Source organism: Exiguobacterium sp. SH4S7, from assembly GCF_004336795.1.
GTDB classification, from domain to species: Bacteria; Bacillota; Bacilli; order Exiguobacteriales; family Exiguobacteriaceae; genus Exiguobacterium; species Exiguobacterium aurantiacum_A.
In genome coordinates this window covers 304,568-323,800 of the sequence record NZ_SJUT01000002.1, presented here as the reverse complement: position 1 = coordinate 323,800, position 19,233 = coordinate 304,568, and the positions used below count along the sequence as shown (strand labels likewise).

Annotated in this window: 20 protein-coding genes; 18 read left to right on the top strand and 2 right to left on the bottom strand. The window is 53.8% G+C overall.

Annotated features, from left to right (window positions below; all coding sequences use genetic code 11):
- Positions 1-45: 45 nt before the first annotated feature.
- The 4 genes from cymR to EVJ29_RS05735 are packed head-to-tail and all read left to right on the top strand — an operon-like array spanning position 46 to position 3,399.
- The gene (gene cymR, locus EVJ29_RS05750; protein WP_131465435.1) at positions 46-453 is read left to right on the top strand and encodes a cysteine metabolism transcriptional regulator CymR; all 408 of its coding nucleotides are present in this window, start codon (positions 46-48) and stop codon (positions 451-453) included.
- Between the two features lie 17 nt (positions 454-470).
- The gene (locus EVJ29_RS05745; RefSeq protein WP_131504791.1) at positions 471-1,607 is read left to right on the top strand and encodes a cysteine desulfurase family protein; all 1,137 of its coding nucleotides are present in this window, start codon (positions 471-473) and stop codon (positions 1,605-1,607) included.
- The gene (gene mnmA / locus EVJ29_RS05740; RefSeq protein ID WP_131504790.1) at positions 1,608-2,729 is read left to right on the top strand and encodes a tRNA 2-thiouridine(34) synthase MnmA; all 1,122 of its coding nucleotides are present in this window, start codon (positions 1,608-1,610) and stop codon (positions 2,727-2,729) included. It abuts the gene before it with no gap.
- 4 nt (positions 2,730-2,733) lie between these two features.
- The gene (locus EVJ29_RS05735; protein WP_201738987.1) at positions 2,734-3,399 is read left to right on the top strand and encodes a tetratricopeptide repeat protein; all 666 of its coding nucleotides are present in this window, start codon (positions 2,734-2,736) and stop codon (positions 3,397-3,399) included.
- Between the two features lie 52 nt (positions 3,400-3,451).
- Here EVJ29_RS05735 and EVJ29_RS05730 read toward each other — a convergent pair whose 3' ends face one another.
- Both EVJ29_RS05730 and EVJ29_RS05725 read right to left on the bottom strand, forming a co-directional pair.
- On the bottom strand, positions 3,452-3,703 hold the full coding sequence (locus EVJ29_RS05730) for a hypothetical protein (RefSeq protein WP_131489884.1): 252 nt from the start codon (positions 3,701-3,703) through the stop codon (positions 3,452-3,454).
- Between the two features lie 87 nt (positions 3,704-3,790).
- A complete protein-coding gene (locus EVJ29_RS05725) occupies positions 3,791-4,339 on the bottom strand; it encodes a VOC family protein (RefSeq protein WP_236633409.1) in 549 nt (182 codons plus the stop codon).
- Positions 4,340-4,457: 118 nt separating this feature from the next.
- Here EVJ29_RS05725 and EVJ29_RS05720 point away from each other — a divergent pair, with 118 nt between their 5' ends.
- From EVJ29_RS05720 to EVJ29_RS05655, 14 genes are all read left to right on the top strand, one after another.
- On the top strand, positions 4,458-5,144 hold the full coding sequence (locus EVJ29_RS05720) for a hypothetical protein (protein WP_131504788.1): 687 nt from the start codon (positions 4,458-4,460) through the stop codon (positions 5,142-5,144).
- Between the two features lie 67 nt (positions 5,145-5,211).
- On the top strand, positions 5,212-7,422 hold the full coding sequence (gene recD2, locus EVJ29_RS05715; RefSeq protein WP_201738986.1) for an SF1B family DNA helicase RecD2: 2,211 nt from the start codon (positions 5,212-5,214) through the stop codon (positions 7,420-7,422).
- 310 nt (positions 7,423-7,732) lie between these two features.
- Entirely contained in the window at positions 7,733-10,375 is a 2,643-nt protein-coding gene (gene alaS, locus EVJ29_RS05710) for an alanine--tRNA ligase (RefSeq protein ID WP_131489882.1), read from the top strand.
- A gap of 37 nt (positions 10,376-10,412) precedes the next feature.
- On the top strand, positions 10,413-10,679 hold the full coding sequence (locus EVJ29_RS05705; protein ID WP_035386073.1) for an IreB family regulatory phosphoprotein: 267 nt from the start codon (positions 10,413-10,415) through the stop codon (positions 10,677-10,679).
- Position 10,680: 1 nt separating this feature from the next.
- Positions 10,681-11,103: a Holliday junction resolvase RuvX gene (gene ruvX / locus EVJ29_RS05700; RefSeq protein WP_070327649.1), complete on the top strand. Its 423-nt coding sequence runs from the start codon at positions 10,681-10,683 to the stop codon at positions 11,101-11,103.
- A gap of 13 nt (positions 11,104-11,116) precedes the next feature.
- On the top strand, positions 11,117-11,413 hold the full coding sequence (locus tag EVJ29_RS05695; protein ID WP_024369916.1) for a DUF1292 domain-containing protein: 297 nt from the start codon (positions 11,117-11,119) through the stop codon (positions 11,411-11,413).
- Positions 11,414-11,482: 69 nt separating this feature from the next.
- On the top strand, positions 11,483-12,622 hold the full coding sequence (mltG, locus tag EVJ29_RS05690) for an endolytic transglycosylase MltG (protein WP_131465423.1): 1,140 nt from the start codon (positions 11,483-11,485) through the stop codon (positions 12,620-12,622).
- 66 nt (positions 12,623-12,688) lie between these two features.
- On the top strand, positions 12,689-13,330 hold the full coding sequence (locus EVJ29_RS05685) for an O-methyltransferase (protein ID WP_131465421.1): 642 nt from the start codon (positions 12,689-12,691) through the stop codon (positions 13,328-13,330).
- Between the two features lie 16 nt (positions 13,331-13,346).
- A complete protein-coding gene (gene udk, locus EVJ29_RS05680) occupies positions 13,347-13,985 on the top strand; it encodes a uridine kinase (protein WP_070327647.1) in 639 nt (212 codons plus the stop codon).
- A 63-nt stretch (positions 13,986-14,048) separates the two neighbouring features.
- The gene (greA, locus tag EVJ29_RS05675; protein ID WP_070327646.1) at positions 14,049-14,522 is read left to right on the top strand and encodes a transcription elongation factor GreA; all 474 of its coding nucleotides are present in this window, start codon (positions 14,049-14,051) and stop codon (positions 14,520-14,522) included.
- Positions 14,523-14,578: 56 nt separating this feature from the next.
- Complete coding sequence (gene mtnN / locus EVJ29_RS05670; protein WP_131465419.1) at positions 14,579-15,283, top strand: 5'-methylthioadenosine/S-adenosylhomocysteine nucleosidase; 705 nt, start codon at positions 14,579-14,581, stop codon at positions 15,281-15,283.
- Positions 15,284-15,359: 76 nt separating this feature from the next.
- Positions 15,360-16,319: a beta-ketoacyl-ACP synthase III gene (locus tag EVJ29_RS05665; protein WP_131465417.1), complete on the top strand. Its 960-nt coding sequence runs from the start codon at positions 15,360-15,362 to the stop codon at positions 16,317-16,319.
- Positions 16,316-17,548 carry a beta-ketoacyl-ACP synthase II gene (gene fabF, locus EVJ29_RS05660; RefSeq protein ID WP_131504787.1) on the top strand — a complete coding sequence of 411 codons (1,233 nt, stop codon included), beginning with the start codon at positions 16,316-16,318 and terminating at the stop codon, positions 17,546-17,548. Before EVJ29_RS05665 ends, fabF begins: the two co-directional genes overlap by 4 nt.
- Before the next feature lie 66 nt (positions 17,549-17,614).
- Positions 17,615-19,147, top strand: coding sequence for a peptide ABC transporter substrate-binding protein (locus EVJ29_RS05655; RefSeq protein ID WP_131465415.1), 1,533 nt, complete (start codon positions 17,615-17,617; stop codon positions 19,145-19,147).
- The last annotated feature ends 86 nt before the right edge of the window (positions 19,148-19,233 follow it).

The following is a 19,233-nucleotide window of genomic DNA, read 5'->3' as shown; positions in this document are numbered from 1 at the left end:
TCGACAAACGTTTGTTCGAACAGTATAACAGAAGGAGAAACCAATATGAAAATATCTACTAAAGGCCGTTATGGTTTAACGATTATGATCGCGCTTGCCCGTGAGACGGACAACAAACCGCTCAGTTTGAAGAAAATCGCGGCGCGCCATGAACTGCCAGAACATTACTTGGAACAATTGATCGGCCCGCTCCGTAACGGCGGTCTCGTCAAAAGTGTCCGCGGTGCCTACGGCGGTTATCAGCTCGTCAAATCCCCGCGCGACATCACGGCCGGTGAGATCATTCGATTGCTCGAAGGTCCGCTGACGATCGTCGAAGACTCGGAGACGGACGACGCCGTGAAGCGAAAACTTTGGGACAAGATCAAAGCGGCGATCGAGACGGTGTTAGAAGAAACGACACTCGCCGATCTCGCGGAAGAAGATTCAGAAGGCTACATGTTCTATATTTAACGATGAGGTGAACGGATATGAACTATTTTGACCACGCGGCCACGACGCCGATGCGTCCCGAGGTGCTCGAGGCGATGACTCCCTATTTTTTAGAGCAGTACGGCAATCCGTCGAGCATACATGGTGTCGGCCGGAAAGCACGGGCAGCACTCGACGCGTCACGACGGACGCTCGCGACATGGATCGGTGCGACGCCAAACGAGATCGTCTTCACGTCGGGCGGGACCGAGTCAGACAATTACGCCTTGTTCGGCGCGGCTTATGCGAACCGACATAAAGGGAAGCATGTGATCACGACGAAAGTCGAGCACCACGCCGTCTTGCATGCGATGGGGCAACTCGAGCGTGAAGGGTTCGACGTGACGTACTTAGACGTCGACGAGTCCGGTGCCGTATCGGTCGCTGCGCTTAAAGACGCGCTCCGTGACGATACGATCCTCGTCTCGGTCATGTACGGCAACAACGAGGTCGGCACGCTCCAACCGATTGCTGACATCGGGATGTTGCTAGCCGGCCGGGATACGTTGTTCCATACGGACGCGGTCCAGGTGCTCGGCACAGAAGCAATCGACGTGCACGCGCTCGGCGTCGACTTGTTGTCGGCGTCGGCGCATAAAGTGAACGGTCCGAAAGGTATCGGTTTTCTTTTTATAAAAACAGGTGTAAAATTAGCGACGCGTTCTTTTGGAGGACAACAAGAACGGAAACGTCGAGCCGGCACGGAAAACGTTCCGGGTGCCGTCGGATTTAGCCGAGCGGCCGAACTGGTCATAGCCGAACGGAACGAGCGGGTGACAGCTTACCGAGAGATGGCTGACACGTTGCTAGACACGCTTGATGAACTTGGCGTCGAGTACGAAGTGAACGGGGCGAACCGCTTGCCGCACATCGTCAACTTGTACCTGCCGGGCATCGAGCTTGAGCCGTTCCTGATCATGATGGACATGCGTGGTTATGCCATTTCGAGCGGCAGTGCCTGCACGGCTGGAACGATTGAGCCGTCGCACGTGCTGACGGCCATGTACGGTCAATCTGACCGGACGAAACAATCGGTCCGCATCAGTTTTGGACTGGGCAACACGGTCGATGACGTGACACGGCTCGCCGAACGACTACATGAAGTCGTCTCGACATTTATGAACGGAGTGAGATAGATGAACTTACGAACAAAAGCCCCTGAAGACACGACGGTCGTCGTCGGGATGTCAGGCGGCGTCGATTCTTCGGTGACGGCCCATCTGTTAAAAGAGCAAGGGTATAACGTCATCGGGATCTTTATGAAAAACTGGGACGATACGGATGAGTCTGGATTCTGCACGGCGACAGAAGACTATGAGGACGTCATCGCGGTCGCCAACCAAATCGGGATCCCGTACTACGCGGTCAACTTCGAGAAAGAATATTGGGACCGCGTCTTTGAATATTTCTTGGCCGAGTATCGCCTCGGGCGGACGCCGAACCCGGACGTCATGTGTAACAAAGAGATCAAGTTCAAGGCGTTCCTTGATCATGCACTCCGCCTCGGGGCCGACTTCGTCGCGACAGGGCATTACGCCCGCGTCGAGTTCGTCGACGGCGAGCACCGCCTGTTGCGTGGGAAAGATGACAACAAGGATCAAACGTACTTCTTGAACCAATTGTCGCAAGACCAACTCGCGCGGACGATGTTCCCGATCGGGCACATGGACAAAAAAGACGTCCGTGTCATCGCTGAAGAAGCTGGACTCGCGACGGCGAAGAAGAAAGATTCGACTGGCATTTGCTTCATCGGAGAGCGGAACTTCAAAGAGTTCCTCGGTCAATACTTGCCGTCACAACCAGGTGAGATGCAGACGCTTGACGGGATTGTGAAAGGACGCCACGACGGGCTCATGTATTACACGCTCGGTCAGCGGCACGGTCTAGGCATCGGCGGAGACGGAGAGCCGTGGTTCGTCGTCGGGAAAGACGTCGAAAAGAACATCCTCTACGTCGGCCAAGGCTTCAATCACGACGCGCTCTATTCAGACGCGCTCTTTGCGTCACAATTGTCGTGGACCGGCTCGGCTCCTGAGGCTGAGTTCCGGGCGACGGCGAAGTTCCGCTATCGTCAACAAGACGTGCCGGTAACGATCGCGCCGCTCGATGGTGGCGAAGTACTCGTCAAATTTGATGAGCCACAACGTGCCATCACGCCAGGACAAGCCGTTGTCTTTTATGACGGCGATATCTGTCTAGGCGGGGCGACGATCGACAAAGCGTATATTAACGGGAAACAACTCGACTATATCGGATGAGGTGATGACAGTGAACGCAAACGAACAAGGCATCCAAGCGATGCAGCAAGGTGAATTTGAACAAGCGGCCAAACATTTCAACGACGCCATCGAGGCGAACCCGACGGACCCGACCGGTTACGTCAACATGGGCACACTGCTTCAAGCGATCGGTGACCATGAACGGGCGGTCGTCTTTTACGACAAGGCGCTCGAACTCGACAATGCGTTCGGTGCGGCCCATTACGCGAAAGGCGCGCTCGCCTATGAGCTCGAACAAGTCGACTTGGCCGAGGCGTCGCTTCGACAAGCGCTTCTTTCCGGCATGAATGATGCAGACTTGCACTTTATGCTCGGTTTGACGTACAAGGCGATGGGCGACTTCGTCCGCGCGTTGCCGCGACTTCGGGAAGCGAAAACGCAAGCGCCGGAAGACGTCGAGATCACGTTCCAATACGGGCTCGCGCTCGCGCAAAACGAGCAGCTCGACTTGGCGGTCGACGCACTCGAGGACACGCTCGACTTGGATGCGTCGCATACGGACGCCCGCTACAACTTGGCCATCGCCTATGCGTTCCTCGGTGAGCAGGACAAGACGTACGCCGAACTCGAGCGCGTACTCGAACTACAACCGGACCATGAGCTCGCGCGTGACGCGAAAGCGAAAATGGATGAATTGCTCGGAAACTGATTACGAAAAGCGCCTCTCGCTATTTTTGCGAGAGGCGCTTTTCGTCCTGTTGTCAGTTCACAAGTTCTCCGGCGAACCAGACGAACAAGTTCAACGTCGTCAACAAAAGTGTGCAGGCGAGCACAATGTAGCTCCACACGACGCGTTTCCCTGATTTAGCCCGGCGTATACCATCCGTCAAAATGAGGAAGGTCACACCGAATGAGACGAATGTTAATGCGGCAAAAGAAGTCGGGCGATCGAGCGTCGGAAAAGCATCAATCATGAAATACAATACAAACGTGAGCATTCCGAGACCAATCATGAGCAGAAGAGGGAAGAATCGCATCTGGCACAACCTTTTCCATTTTCTCTCATCTTATCATGAAGAGAGAACAGTCGAAAACAGCCGTCATAGCTGTTTCGTCGTGATCTTCACCGGCTCGCCGGCAAACTCGCCGTACGCCTCGTCCATATTTTTCGTATACAGTTCGATGACGTTCTTACTCGGGTCTTTAAAGTAGGCCGAGCGCTCTTTGCCGTTGACCGTCTCATCCTCGTCCCACGTCCGCAGCTTCGTCGGGATCGCTGACGCCTCGAGCACCTCGAGCGCTTGATCGAACGATTTCATCGGCACGAAAAAGGCGCAATGGACGTGGGCGCCGCCTTCGTCATACAGCGTGTCCCATTCGGTCACTTGTTGCTGGCGATTTTCTTCCTCGTCTGTCGTAAAATCACGCTTCAGCCATAGACCGAGCCGCGTATTGCCGCCGACGTACAGCCATGTCGCCCATGGTTCGTTCGCCCCTTCTTGCGACGCGCTCGGTTCGGCGTCATCGCCGACCCATTGCTCGACGACCGGCAGACCGAGCTTGCCGTGCCAAAAATCGACGGCCTCGGTCATGTCGGTCACTTCTAAGACGAGTTCACATAGTCCACTGATTGGTAGCCGTTTCGTCATCATTGTTTCCTCCTTCATGGTTTCACTTCGACAGTTCCCGCTTTGATTCAACGAAAAACGTGCATAGCTTGTTTCAGGTTCGGGGAAAAGAAGGGGAACGCTAGAAAGGGGAGACATCATGCGCATACTTAGTCTATTCAGTGTCGTCGTATTCTTCATTGTCGAATGGTTCATGCTCGGACGTTTATTTACAGCGGTCGATGACCGGCTTGCCAGCGGGGAGTGGACGAACAACGTGCTGTACCGGGTCGTCATCGAGTCCGAGCGGGCGACATCGACGCTTTTGTTATTGTTTGTGACGTTCCTCGTCGTCGGGATCCTCATGCATTGGCTATTGTCGTCAAACCGGTCGTGGACCAAGACGCTCGGGACGGTCGGGGTGGCGTGGGTCGTCCCAGCACTGCTCGCGCTCACCGCTTGGTTCATCCCGAACCCGTACGTTCAACTCGTCATCATCGTCTTGCAGCTCTCGTTCATCCCGCTCATCCCGTTCGTCGGACAGACGGTACGGCTCGGTCACGTCGTTCTCAACTGGGGTGTCCACGTAGCGGCCGTCGGGCTCGTCTTCTTCATTCAACGACCGTCACTCGAGCAGCTGTTCCGCATCGAGCGGACCGAGCTATTTGATCGGCTCGAAGGATACGTCAACTCAGGTGAACTCGAACGGTTCGAGCGGTTGCTAGAGACCGTCGACTTGGAACAACTCGAACGCATCTTAAATCGGGTCGATATCGACCAATTGATTCGGCTGCTCGAGCGGCTTAACCTCGATCAACTCGAGCAAATCTTGAATCTATTCAGTTAGTCCATTTGTTCTACCGTTCGAACTCGGGCTATAATGGGGAATGGAAAACTAGCTGGAGGTGGCTCGAATGATAGCAGCACCTTACGAGTTGACAGGAAAAGTCATCCGCGTCCTGTTTCAATCGGAAGAAGAAGCGCATACCATTGCGCTCGTACGTATAAAAGAGAAAAATTTTGAGACAGACGAGACCGAAATGGTCATCGCCGGCGTCGGTGTCGGCATTGAGAAAGGCGAGACGTACAAAGCGCACGGCCGTCTCGTCGACCATCCACGGTTTGGCAAACAGATGAAAGCGGATTGGATCCGTCGCGTTGTCCCGATGACGAAGCGGGCCGCTGTCCGTTTTTTGACGAACGGATCGTTCCCAGGGATCGGCCAAAAGACGGCACAAAAAATCGCGGACACGCTCGGTGACGATTGTATCGACCAGATCGTCAAGCATCCCGATGTCTTATCGAAAATCGATGGGTTGAAAGAAAAACAAGCCCGCGTCATCACCGAGCGGTTGAACGTCTTATACGGGGTCGACCAGCTGTTGCTGTTTTTAGCCCCGTTCGACGTGACCCCGCGACTCGCCTCGAAGATTCATAAAGAGTATGAAGGCCGCGCCATGGAGACGATTGAAAAGAATCCATACGCGCTCATGTATGACGTGCAAGGTATCGGCTTCAAGACGGCCGACGCCATCGCCGCTCACTTCGGGATTCAAGGCATCCATCCGGAGCGGATCGCGGCGGCGGTATTGTATGTGCTCGAACTCGAGCAAGGGAACGGACACTTGTTCGTCACGGCCGATCAACTCGCGAGCGAGATGCCGCGCATCATCGGCGGCGACCCGGGCGAGGCACTCAACGGCGCGCTCGAGACGCTCGTCAAGGATGAACGGATCATCGTCGAGGACGGTGTCGTCTATCATCCACGCATCTACCGGGCTGAACGAAAAGCAGCCGAAGAACTGGCCCGGATCATGTCGACATCGACGACGGAAGACGTCGATATGACGACGATCTTCGACGCGGTCGGCCGGGTCGAGGAGATGTTCTCGATCGAGTACGCCAAACAACAGCGCGAAGCGATCGAGCTCGCTTTGAAGTCCCCGCTCATGGTGCTCACCGGCGGACCGGGAACAGGGAAGACGACTGTCGTCCGCGGCATCATCCACGCCCTCAGCGACGTGTTCGATTGGAAACTCGAGCCGGTACCGAACCAACCGTTCCCGTTCGTCCTCGCCGCACCGACCGGCCGCGCCGCCAAGCGGCTCAGTGAATCGACCGGGCTACCGGCCTCGACGATTCACCGGTTGCTCAAGTTCGACGGCAGCTCGTTCCAAGTCGATGACACGAACCCGCTCGTCGGCAAAGTGTTAATCGTTGACGAGGCCTCGATGATCGATATCTTCTTGTTCCGCAGCCTGCTGCGGGCCGTGCCGAACGGGATGAAGATCTTGTTCGTCGGTGACCGTGATCAACTCCCGTCGGTCGGACCGGGCCAAGTGCTCGCCGACTTGATGGCGACCGGCGGCATCCCTGTCGTCCGGCTCGACGTCGTCCACCGGCAGGCGTCCGAGTCGAGCATCCTGCGTTTGGCGCACGCGCTCAACGCGAAACAAATGCCAGACGACTTGCTCGCGGCGTTGCCGGACCGCCGGTTTTATACGGCGAACCAAGAGACGGCGCTGCAGGCGATCTGTCAGATGGCCGGCGCCGCACTGCGAAAAGGCTATTCGCCGTTCGACATCCAAGTGCTCGCCCCGACGTATCGCGGGGTATGCGGCATCGATGGGTTGAACGAGGCGCTCCAAAACGTGTTCAATCCGAAGTCGGCAGCAAGGGAAGTAAAACACGGCAATCGGACGTACCGGAGCGGCGACAAAGTGCTCCAACTCGTCAACAACGCCGAAGAGAACGTCTATAACGGTGATATCGGCGAGATCACGAACATCTTCTTCGCCAAAGAAAACGTCGACAAAGTCGATAAGATCTACATCCGCTTCGACCAGACCGAGGTCGAATACAACCGCAGCGAATGGGACCAGTTCACCCACGCCTATGCGATCACGATCCATAAGTCGCAAGGCTCCGAGTTTCCGATCGTACTCATGCCCGTCTTCTTCAACGGCGGCTTCCGCTCGTCGCGCAACTTGATCTATACGGCCGTCACGCGGGCGAAAAAGAGTTTGCTCTTGTTCGGCGACGTCCGGGCGCTCGAGGCGGCGACGCGGGAAGAAGAGCCGGTGCGGCGGACAAAACTCGTCGAACGGCTTGGCGGCAAGTCTTGACGTCTGGTTTCTGACATGTGATAATGACCAATAGAAAACTGAAACGATTAAAGACGATGAAGGAAATGAGTACGTCGTAACCGCCTCACCAGAGACATCTTCCTAGGCTGTGAGAAGATGGGGGTCGGTCGACCGAAGCTAGTCTGGAGTCCCCACTCACCCTGGGCGTCTCATCCGCGTTATCGGATGTTTCGAGGCACGGTAAATCCGTGCGAACGAGGGTGGTACCACGAAGCGATGCTTTCGTCCCTTTCCACAGGGACGGGCATCGCTTTTTTTTCGTTTCGTTCAGAATAAGGAGGAATTGTTGATGAAACCGCTCAAACCATTAACCGGCGCCGAGATTCGCCAAATGTATTTAGATTTCTTTAAGTCAAAAGGACACGCGGTCGAGCCGAGTGCCTCACTCGTACCGGTCGAGGACCCGACACTTCTTTGGATCAACTCAGGCGTCGCGACGCTTAAAAAATATTTTGACGGCCGCGTCATTCCGGCAAACCCGCGTATCGTCAACGCCCAGAAGTCGATTCGGACGAACGATATCGAGAACGTCGGGAAGACAGCGCGTCACCATACGTTCTTCGAGATGCTCGGGAACTTCTCGGTCGGTGAATATTTCCGCGAAGACGCCATCAAATGGGGTTGGGAATTACTCACGAGCGACGACTGGTACGGGCTTGACCCGGACTTTTTGTCGGTAACGATTCACCCGGACGACGAGGAAGCGAAACAAATTTGGCTCGAGTTAGGTGTTCCTGCTGACCGGATCATCCCGCTCAAAGAAAACTTCTGGGAGATCGGCGAAGGCCCGTCTGGCCCGAATACGGAGATCTTCTTCGATCGCGGCCCGGCGTTCGGTGACGACCCGACCGACCCGGAACTTTATCCAGGCGGCGAAAACGAGCGTTACCTTGAAATTTGGAACATCGTCTTCAGCCAGTTCAACCATGACGGTCACGGCAACTACACCGAGCTCCCGCGTAAAAACATTGATACAGGGATGGGACTCGAGCGAATGGCGAGTGTGCTTCAAGACGTGCCGACGAACTTCGACACCGACTTGTTCATGCCGATCATTCGCGAGACAGAAAAAATCAGCGGTGAGACGTATCGGGCTAACAACAGTAAAGACGTTGCGTTCAAAGTCATCGCCGACCACATCCGGACCGTATCGTTCGCGATCGGGGACGGGGCACTCCCGTCAAACGAAGGCCGCGGCTACGTGTTGCGCCGTCTGCTCCGTCGTGCCGTCCGTTACGCGAAGATGCTTGGGATCGAGCGCCCGTTCATGTTTGAACTCGTCGACGTCGTCGGCGACATCATGGTCGACTTCTATCCAGAAGTGAGTGAGAAAAAGGACTTCATCAAAAAAGTCATCAAGAACGAAGAGGAGCGCTTCCACGAGACGCTTCACGACGGCCTTGCGATCTTGAACGAAGTCGCGAAAGCACAAAAAGCAACTGGATCGAACGTGATCAGCGGAGAAGACGCGTTCCGTCTATATGACACGTACGGTTTCCCGCTCGAGTTGACGATCGAATACGCAGAAGACCACAAGTTGACGGTCGATGAGGATGGATTCAAGCAAGCGATGAACGCACAACGTGAACGGGCCCGTACGGCACGTGCTGACGTCGAGTCGATGCAAATTCAATCCGGTGTCCTCGCTGACATCACGCTCCCGTCATCATTCGTCGGGTACACGAACCTTGAGTCTGAAGCGAAAATCGTCAGCTTGATTCATAACGGCGAGCTTGCGGACGTTGTCGCGGCAGGAGAGGAGGCGCAAGTCATCCTTGACCACACGCCGTTCTACGCCGAGAGTGGCGGTCAGGTCGGCGACAAAGGCCGAATCGTCGGAACGGACTTCGTCTTGCGCGTCACGGGTGTATCGAAAGCACCGAACGGTCAAAACTTGCATACGGTCGTCGTCGATTCAGGGATCGCCAAGGCTGAGGTCGCGGTGACGGCTACGGTCGATAAAGACGAGCGCCAAGCGATCATCAAGAACCATACGGCGACGCACTTGTTGCACCGCGCTTTGAAAGATACGCTCGGTGAGCACGTCAATCAAGCCGGATCCCTCGTGACACCGGACCGTCTCCGCTTCGACTTCTCGCACTTCGGTCAAGTGACAGCGGAAGAACTCCAGTCGATCGAACGTCAAGTGAACGAGAAGATTTGGGCATCAATCGGTGTCGATATCGAAGAGATGAACATCGCCGACGCGAAAGCGAAGGGAGCGATGGCGCTGTTCGGAGAGAAGTACGGGGACGTCGTCCGCGTCGTCGCGGCCGGTGATTACTCGGTCGAGCTATGCGGAGGTTGCCACGTCGCCAACACGGCTGAAATCGGTTTGTTCAAAATTTTGTCTGAGTCAGGTATCGGGGCCGGGACTCGCCGGATCGAGGCAGTCACAGGCGCTGGCGCGTATGAAGTCATGAACCAACATATCGAGACGCTTGAAGCGGCTGCGAAACTGTTGAAGACGAAACCGTTCGAAGTGCCTACTCGCGTCCAAGCGCTTCAAGTTGAAATGAAAGAGACGGAACGCGCGACCGAGTCGTTGAAAGCCAAACTTGCGAACATCGAGGCGTCAACGCTCACGGATTCGATCGAGACGTACGGCGACGTCCAATTGATCGCCAAACGTGTCGACGGACAGGATATGGATGCGCTCCGGGGCATGGTCGACGAGTTGAAAGGAAAACTTGGATCAGCCGTCATCATTCTCGGATCAGCGAACGGTGACAAGGTCAACCTCGTCGCAGGTGTGACGAAAGACTTGAACGACCGCGGTTTCCACGCCGGGAAATTGATTAAAGAAGTCGCGACTCGTTGCGGTGGAGGCGGCGGCGGCCGTCCTGATATGGCGCAAGCCGGAGGTCGTGATGCGACAAAACTGGACGAAGCATTGAAGTTTGCTTCACATTACGTTCAATCACTGGCATAATAGAATGTGAAGTGCAAACGGAAAGAGGTGGATTCTTGTGAGCCAAATGGATCGCACGATGCAATTCAATTTTCCAGAAGATGATAATCGAGCCAATACTCGAGAGACACTGATCACGGTGTATCAAGCACTCGAGGAAAAAGGCTACCAACCGATCAATCAAATCGTCGGATACTTGTTGTCAGGTGACCCTGCCTACATTCCGCGTCACAACGATGCGCGAAACTTGATTCGCAAAATTGAGCGAGATGAACTGCTCGAAGAGTTGGTCAAATCGTATTTGAACGATCGGAAAGAGGACTAATATGAAGCGAGTTATGGGGCTTGATGTCGGTTCGAAGACGATTGGGGTCGCAGTGAGCGATCTCATGGGTTGGACGGCGCAAGGTGTGGAGACGGTCTATTGGACGGAACCCGACTTTGAACAGGCTGTTCGTTTGCTTCGACCGATTATCGAGCAGTACGATGTGAAAGAAGTCGTCGTTGGTCTTCCGAAGAACATGAACGCAACGATCGGTCCTCGGGGTGAGGCGTCACAGGCGTTTGCCGCCGCCCTCACCGAGGCGACCGGTTTGCCGACGGTTCTTGTCGACGAACGTTTAACGACGATGCAAGCGGAGCGGATGCTCATTTCAGCAGACGTCAGCCGTAAAAAGAGAAAGGCCGTCATCGATAAGATGGCAGCCGTCATGATTTTACAAAATTACCTGGATCGTCCAGGGAAATAAGGAGGAACTACGCATGGCAGAAATCCGTCGTGAAGAAGAAATGTACCGTATTCCAGATGAAAATGGAGACGAGCATTTATTTGCAGAAATTTTCCGTATGACGAGCGACCGTTCGAAAAAGACGTTTGTTGTCCTCGAACCAGTCGGTAACCCGGAAACAGAAGATGAAGATACAATCGAAGTTTACGCGTTTGAAATCGAAGAACTTGAAGATGGTGAGTTCATCTTGAAACTCGTCGAAGATGATGACGACTTTGAAGAAGTGATGGAAGCGTTCGACATCGTCAACGACGAAGTCGGATTAGACTAATAAATGGACGGGCGGCTAGGGTAAACCCTCGTCGCCCATCTTCATACAGAAGAACAGGGGAGAACACGCATGAACCATCCATCGATGCCTGATGAGAAGCGTGCGCGTAGCCGGATCGTTCGACGCATCACGGTTATTATCCTTGCTGTCTTTCTTCTTGTCATCGCCACGGGCGCCGCTGTCTCGTATGCATTCGTAAAGCGGTCACTTGAGCCGATCGATCCCGCTTCGTCCGAAACGGTCGAAGTCGAGGTTCCGCTCGGTGCAGGCTCAGGTTATATTGGCGAACTACTCGAAGAGAATGGACTTGTGAGGAATAGCACGATTTTCCGTTTATACACACGGTTTAAAAATGAGTCATCGTTCCAAGCGGGGACGTATACGCTGTCGCCGTCACAGTCACTTGACGAGTTGATCGCCACGCTGAAGACGGGTAAAGTGATCGTCGTACCTGACATCAAACTCGTCATTCCAGAAGGATTCACAATCGATCAAGTCATCGCGCGGCTCGCCAACGTGGCTGAAATTCCAAAAGAAGAGATTTCGGCACAGCTGAGCGATCAGGAATATATCCGTTCACTCGTTGCCGAACACGAGATGTTGACCGAAGAAGTGTTAGCAGAGGGGATTTATCATCCGCTCGAAGGCTACTTGTTCCCGGCCACGTATGAGTTCGACAAAGGTGTCACGCTCACACAAATCATCGATGAGATGCTTAAGCCGACCGAACAGCTTTATCTCGAGTATGCTGATACTGTCGAGGCGTCAGGACGTACGTTCCACGAGACGCTCGCCCTCGCTTCCGTCATCGAAAAAGAAGCGGTATCGACAGAAGACCGTCAAGAGATTGCCGGCGTGTTTGAGAACCGGCTTGCGGACGGGATGAAGTTGCAGTCCGACCCGACCGTTTGGTACGGAACGGGTGAGACGTCAATTTTCACGTCGTTCAATGATTTGCAAAACGATTCACTGTATAACACATACCGTTACGCAGGGATCCCGATTGGTCCGATTGCCTCGGTCAGTCGTGATGCGTTCGTAGCGACGCTCAACCCGAACGATACAGACAACGTTTATTTCTACGCACGGCCGCCTCGCGAAGGTTTCCCTAGCGGAGAAGTTCTGTTTGAAGTGACATATGAGGCACATCAACAGAACGTCAACAAATATCGCCCCGAATGGGAAGCGTTCGAAGAAGCGAACAACTGATAGATATGCGACCGGAGGCCTTGGCTTCCGGTCGTTTGAATGAATAGAGAGTAAGAGGTGTAAGACGTGGAACATTCATCCTATGAAGGATACGTGGAGGACTTGATTTTAAACCGGTCACCGCTCTTAGCGGAGATGGAAGAGTTTGCGCGCGTTCATCACGTGCCGATCATGGACTTGACCGGCTCAGAGGTGTTATTATCGTTACTCGCGATGCAACGGCCGCAGCGTATACTTGAAGTCGGGACGGCGATCGGATACAGTGCGATCCGCATGGCTGAGCTGTTGCCAGAGGCCGAGATCGTCACAATCGAACGCAACGCACGTCGTTACGAGGAAGCGCTCGGCTTTATCGGACGGTCGGACGTCTCGGACCGGATCACCGTCATTCACGGCGATGCGGTCGAACTGATTGGGTCGATCGAAGGACCGTTTGATGCGGTTTTCATCGATGCAGCCAAAGGCCAATATCAAAAATTCTTTGATGGGTATGGCGCTTTAGTACCAATTGGTGGTACTATTTACAGCGATAATTTGTTTTTGAGAGGAGACGTCCTGCTCGAAGACGTGTCAGTTCTTGACCGTCGGAGACGCCGGCTCGTCCGTCTCGTAAAACAGTTTACTGAGCAATTGATGGCACGGACCGATTATCACACCGCGATTTTGCCTCTCGGTGATGGCCTAGCAATCAGTCGTAAATTACGATGAGGAGGATTTAACTTTGATGCAACATAAACCCGTCATTATCGGCGTGGCCGGTGGGACTGGATCTGGAAAGACGACCGTCGCCCGTGCACTCGTGGATGCGTTCAAAGGACAATCGGTCGTCATGATCGAGCAAGATGCCTACTATAAAGACCAGTCAGAAATGACGATGGAAGAGCGATATAAGACGAACTATGACCACCCGTTCGCATTCGACAACGATTTGTTGATCGAACAGATCAAGCAGTTGCAAAATCATCAGGCGATCGAGAAGCCGGTTTACGATTATGCGGCCCATACACGTTCGGACGAGACGATTTTGATCCAACCGGTCGACGTCGTCATCGTCGAAGGGATTTTAGCACTCGAGGACGACCGTCTTCGTGAGTTGATGGATATTAAAGTGTTCGTCGACACAGACGCCGACGTCCGGATTTTACGCCGGATGCAACGCGATCTTAACGAGCGGGGACGCTCGATCGATTCGGTCGTCGCCCAATATACGAACGTCGTCCGTCCGATGCACTTGCAATTTTGCGAGCCGACGAAGCGTTACGCGGACATCATCGTCCCTGAAGGCGGCGAGAATTTTGTCGCCATCGATCTGCTCGTGACGAAGATCCGCTGGGTGCTCACGGAACGCAATCGGGCCTACTAAAATAAATCGTTTTCAATTCTGATTTGCTGTAATATACTAGGAGACAATGAAGGAGTGACGGATATGGCTGAAAAGCAACATTACATGACGTTAGAAGGACAAGACAAGATTGAACATGAATTGAATGAACTGAAGACAGTGCGCCGTAAAGAAGTCGTTGAAAGTATTAAGATTGCCCGTGACTTCGGAGACTTGTCTGAGAACGCTGAGTACGATGCAGCGAAAGAAGAGCAGGCTATGGTCGAAGGACGCATCGCACAACTTGAAGAGATGCTTCGTAACGCCGTCATCATCAAAGACGACGGTGCGGACAATTCAATGGTCGCAATCGGGAAAACGGTGACGTTCTTCATTCAAGCAGACAATGAAGACGAAACATATACAATCGTCGGCAGTGCCGAGGCTGACCCGTTCACCGGGAAAATCTCGAACGAATCACCGATCGCGAAAGCGCTTCTCGGTCGTACCGTCGGAGACGTCGTGAACGTGCAGACACCTGGTGGCGACATGGTCGTCGAAATTAAAGAAATCAAATAATGACAAAAAGAGCGGCATCCAATTGGAGGTCGCTCTCTTTCTGAGGAGGCTATCACATGAAAATCGGAATCATCGGGGCGATGGAAGAAGAAGTGAACTTGCTTCGTAACGAATTGACAGAACGGACGGATACTGAGATTGCGAACTATCACTTCTATGAAGGATACCTTGGCAACGTCAAGGTCGTCATTTTAAAGTCAGGGATCGGAAAAGTGAACGCGGCCATCGGGACGACGCTCTTGCTCGACAAGTTCAAACCAGACGTCGTCATCAACACCGGTTCTGCCGGGGGCTTCAAGAAAGGGATGAAAGTCGGAGACGTCGTCGTCTCGACGGAAGTCCGCCACCACGATGTCGACGTGACAGCGTTCGGCTATGAGTACGGCCAAGTCCCGGGCATGCCTGCTGCGTATAAAGCGGACGCGCACTTGGTGGACGTCTGTAAGGAAGTCATTGAGAGCTTGCATGATGTGAACGTCCACACCGGGCTGATCGTCACAGGGGACTCGTTCATCAACGATTCAAAACGAGTCGCGGAAATTTTAGGACACTTTGATGGTGTCGCAGCCGTTGAAATGGAAGCGGCCCCGATCGCCCAGACGTGCCACCAGTTCGGAGTGCCGTTCGTCGTCACACGTTCAATCTCAGACAGCGCCGACGAAGAGGCGAACTTGTCGTTCGATGAATTTTTAGAGACGGCATCGATCAACTCGGCGAAAATGGTCATGGCGGTCACGAAACGGCTCGGACAAAGTGAATAATTCGAGAGGGATGCGTTGACATCCCTTTTTCATTCCCTTATATTAGTACCAGATACTAAGAATAGGGGTTATAGCTATGAACATTGGAATCATCGGCATCGGTTCGTTCCTTCCGGATAACCGGGTCACGAACGTCGATTTGGAAAAACGTATGGATACGAGCGACGAATGGATTCGGACCCGGACCGGGATCGAGGCGCGTCATTTGGCCGATGCGGACATGTCGGTAGCGGACATGGCGACTCGGGCCGCTAAACGGGCGCTTGCGAGCGCAGGGGTTGTGATCGAGGACATCGACGCGATCGTCTGCGCGACGGCGACGGCACCATCATTCCCGGCGACAGCTTGTCTCGTCCAAGCGAACTTAGGCGCGAAACGCGCCGTCGCATTTGACGTCAGCGCCGCCTGTAGCGGCTTCATCTTCGCGATGGATACGGCGAAGAGCTTGATGCAGTCGAAAGGCTTTAAACGTACACTCGTCATCGGAGCCGAAAAGATGGGCAATTTGATCGATTGGGACGACCGCTCGACTGCCGTCTTGTTCGGTGATGGCGCAGGTGCTGTCGTATTGGGGGAAGATGACGTCGCGGCAATCGATTCGATCGTTCTTGGGAGCGATGGTACGGGTGGGAAGTTCTTATATGAGAATGCAGATGGTAAAATCGTCATGAACGGGCGCGAAGTGTTCAAGTTCGCGGTCCGGAAAATGCCGGACATCGTGTTAGAGGCGCTTCATCAAGCCGGTAAAGACATTGCCGACATGGACGTCTTAGTCCCGCATCAAGCGAACCGCCGCATCATTGACGCGGCGATAGAGCGGTTAGGGCTCGCTGAAGACAAAGTAGTCGTCACGATTCAAGACCATGCGAACACATCGGCCGCCTCGATTCCGCTCGCGCTTGCTGAAGCGGTTAAAATCGGGAAGGTCACGGCCGGACAAACGGTCGTCATTGCCGGCTTTGGTGCCGGGCTCACTTGGGGAGCGAGCTGTCTCACATGGAATAACGCTAAAATCACGGAGGAGATTTGTTCATGAAACGAGTAGTCATTACAGGGTTAGGTGTCGTATCACCGTTAGGCAATGATGTCACAGAAATGTGGGGTCGGCTATTGAACGGGGACAATGCGGTCGATACGTTGACGAAGATTGATATTAGCCAGTACCCGGCGAAAGTCGGCGCTGAAGTCAAAGAATGGAATATCGAGCATTTGGTTGAGCCAAAAGAAGCTCGGAAGATGGACTCGTTCATCCAATACTCAATTTTAGCAGCGGACGCCGCACATCGGGATAGCGGTCTAGATGTGACAGCGATGGCGGACAAAGTCGGGACGTGGATCGGGAGCGGCATCGGCGGCGTCGAGACGATCGATAAACAAGCGAGCATCTTGCATGAACGCGGACCACGCCGAATCAGCCCGTTCTTCATTCCGATGATGATCCCGAACATGGCGAGCGGCCAAGTCTCGATCTACCTCGGGGCGAAAGGACCGAGCAACTGCTCGGTGACGGCTTGTGCTTCGGGCACGAACTCGATCGGCGAAGCGTTCCGGGTCATTCAACGCGGCGATGCGCTCGCGATGTTCGCAGGCGGGGCCGAAGCACCAATCACTCCGTTGTCGTTTTCAGGGTTCTGTGCCAATAAAGCGCTATCGACGAACCCAGATCCGGCGACGGCATGCCGTCCGTTCGATGCAAATCGTGACGGGTTCATCATGGGCGAAGGCGCAGGCGTCCTCGTTCTCGAAGAATATGAGCACGCGAAAGCGCGCGGTGCCAAAATGTATGCCGAAGTCGTCGGATACGGGATGAGCTCGGACGCCTACCATATCACGGCACCGTCACCGGAAGCGGAAGGCGGGTCGAAAGCGATGAGTGAAGCGATGCGTGACGCCGGAATCGCGCCGGAAGACGTCCAGTACATTAACGCCCACGGGACGAGCACACCACTAAACGATATGTTAGAAACGAAAGCGATCCGCAACGTGTTCGGGGAACATGCTGATCAGCTCGCCGTCAACTCGTCGAAATCGATGATCGGGCATTTGCTCGGTGCTGCGGGCGGCGTCGAAGCGGTCATCACGGCGTTGTCGATTCATGAGGGTCGGATTCATCCGACGATCAACTGTGACGAACCGGCAGAAAACTGTGACCTTGATTATGTTCGAGAAGGAAAGCGGGAACTTGATATTCAGTACGCACTGAGCAATTCACTCGGCTTCGGGGGCCATAATGCGACACTCGCATTCGCAAAAGTGACAGACTGATTGTAGAAAAATAGGTTAAAAACGGGTAGGGTATAAGGGTTGGTCTAACAGAAGGGAGAATGCCGAATGAAACGTTTTATCATCGGTGCCGCCTTGTTGGGTTCAGTCCTTATACTTTTTTTGATCATTTGGAACGGACAACGCGAGCAGGCACGTGAACTAGTACCGCAAGAAGAACAAGTCGTGACGATCCACGGGGAGACGTTACCGGAGCAACCGAACACGTTACTCGCCATCGACCCGAGTTCCCAGACGATATTGTCTCACGTCTATGAGGGATTGTATCGCTTCGGGGCGGACGGTGAAATTGAACCGGGTCTCGTCGAGAAATTGACCCGGTCAGAGGACGGTGCGACGTACACGTTCTCGCTAAAACCGAGTCAGACGGTGGGCGGTAAGGCGGTGACCGCCGAGACGTTCGTCGACCATTTCAGAAAACTCGCGGATGACGATACGAACTCACCGTTTAGTTTCTTACTTGAAGATGTTAAAAATGGAAAAGAAATTAGTCTCGGAACAGCCGAGCCGGAGACGCTTGGTATCAAAGCGATCGATGCGCAGACACTCGAATTGACGCTCGAACGACCGATGGAAGGGTTCGAGGAGATTTTGGCAATGCCGGCGTTTCTTCCGCAAACAGCCATCGGGGCTTGGCCAGAACTCGATGCGAACGGACCGTTTCAAATCGAATCGATCGATGCGGCCCAAGTGACGCTGACGAAAAACGAATCTTATCACGACGCTGATAATGTGACGCTCGAGCGCATCATCATGTGGGCGGACGAAGCGCTCGGGACGGAAGCAACGGGCATTCACCCGCTTCCTTATGGGACGGAAGAAAGCGTGATCGACTCACTTGAAAGTGAAATCATCGATGTACCTCGGAGCGGTGTCTTCTATTTGAAATCGAACGTCGATGAATATCCGTTCGATGACCCTGACTTCCGCCGGTCGCTCGCGATTGCGCTCGATCGAGAGGCGTTCAAAGACACACTCGCCCGCGCCGAACAAACGACGGACCGGTTGCTCGTCACAGACGGCAGTGCGCAAGACGTCTCGTTTGAAGAAGATGCGTCTAGTTTGTTCGAGTCGGTCAAAGAGCGCTACGAAGAAGAAACGATTGACATCGAATTACTCAGCTTTGTCGATGAAGAAGCGAGACAAATCGCCGAGACGATTGAAACCGAACTTGAAAAACTTCCGGGGCTGTCTGTTTCTATCACGGAACTGCCGCTCGGTGACAAAGTTAGGAAAGAAGTCGCAGGTGACTATGCGCTGTCGCTGTCTGGTTGGCAACCGGATTATCCGGCGTTCAGTGCTTATTTGACTCAATTTGAAACAGGAAATTATTTGAATTCGAGTGGTTATAAAGACGAGACGTTCGATCGGCTGATGGAGGAGGCACGCTCGACTGAGGTACTCGAGGCGCGGAACGAAGCGTATCGTCAAGCCGAAAAACGCTTGTTGGAAGAGGCAGTCGTTATTCCAATCTACCAAGCTGGAAGAACTTACGCGGTCGATTCCACCTATGCGGAAATTGGATTTCCGGTCATCGGTCCTTCGTACGTCCTAACTTTTTCAAAAGTTTATAAAAAATGAGCTAAAAGCCCGTCTCCCTAGGCGGGCTTTTAGCCTATGGTAAAAATTTTTTAGAAAAATCAAAATAAATACTTTGCAAAATTATC

Bases quoted from the DNA above. Each gene is read 5' to 3' on its own strand.
- EVJ29_RS05665 (WP_131465417.1), top strand. From the start codon at position 15,360: ATGAACATTGGAATCATCGGCATCGGTTCGTTCCTTCCGGATAACCGG.
- EVJ29_RS05655 (WP_131465415.1), top strand. From the start codon at position 17,615: ATGAAACGTTTTATCATCGGTGCCGCCTTGTTGGGTTCAGTCCTTATA.
- EVJ29_RS05730 (WP_131489884.1), bottom strand. From the start codon at position 3,703: ATGATTGGTCTCGGAATGCTCACGTTTGTATTGTATTTCATGATTGAT.
- fabF (WP_131504787.1), top strand. From the start codon at position 16,316: ATGAAACGAGTAGTCATTACAGGGTTAGGTGTCGTATCACCGTTAGGC.
- ruvX (WP_070327649.1), top strand. From the start codon at position 10,681: ATGAAGCGAGTTATGGGGCTTGATGTCGGTTCGAAGACGATTGGGGTC.
- EVJ29_RS05695 (WP_024369916.1), top strand. From the start codon at position 11,117: ATGGCAGAAATCCGTCGTGAAGAAGAAATGTACCGTATTCCAGATGAA.
- cymR (WP_131465435.1), top strand. From the start codon at position 46: ATGAAAATATCTACTAAAGGCCGTTATGGTTTAACGATTATGATCGCG.
- recD2 (WP_201738986.1), top strand. From the start codon at position 5,212: ATGATAGCAGCACCTTACGAGTTGACAGGAAAAGTCATCCGCGTCCTG.
- EVJ29_RS05745 (WP_131504791.1), top strand. From the start codon at position 471: ATGAACTATTTTGACCACGCGGCCACGACGCCGATGCGTCCCGAGGTG.
- mtnN (WP_131465419.1), top strand. From the start codon at position 14,579: ATGAAAATCGGAATCATCGGGGCGATGGAAGAAGAAGTGAACTTGCTT.
- mnmA (WP_131504790.1), top strand. From the start codon at position 1,608: ATGAACTTACGAACAAAAGCCCCTGAAGACACGACGGTCGTCGTCGGG.
- EVJ29_RS05735 (WP_201738987.1), top strand. From the start codon at position 2,734: ATGACAGTGAACGCAAACGAACAAGGCATCCAAGCGATGCAGCAAGGT.
- EVJ29_RS05725 (WP_236633409.1), bottom strand. From the start codon at position 4,339: ATGACGAAACGGCTACCAATCAGTGGACTATGTGAACTCGTCTTAGAA.
- udk (WP_070327647.1), top strand. From the start codon at position 13,347: ATGCAACATAAACCCGTCATTATCGGCGTGGCCGGTGGGACTGGATCT.
- alaS (WP_131489882.1), top strand. From the start codon at position 7,733: ATGAAACCGCTCAAACCATTAACCGGCGCCGAGATTCGCCAAATGTAT.
- greA (WP_070327646.1), top strand. From the start codon at position 14,049: ATGGCTGAAAAGCAACATTACATGACGTTAGAAGGACAAGACAAGATT.
- mltG (WP_131465423.1), top strand. From the start codon at position 11,483: ATGAACCATCCATCGATGCCTGATGAGAAGCGTGCGCGTAGCCGGATC.
- EVJ29_RS05720 (WP_131504788.1), top strand. From the start codon at position 4,458: ATGCGCATACTTAGTCTATTCAGTGTCGTCGTATTCTTCATTGTCGAA.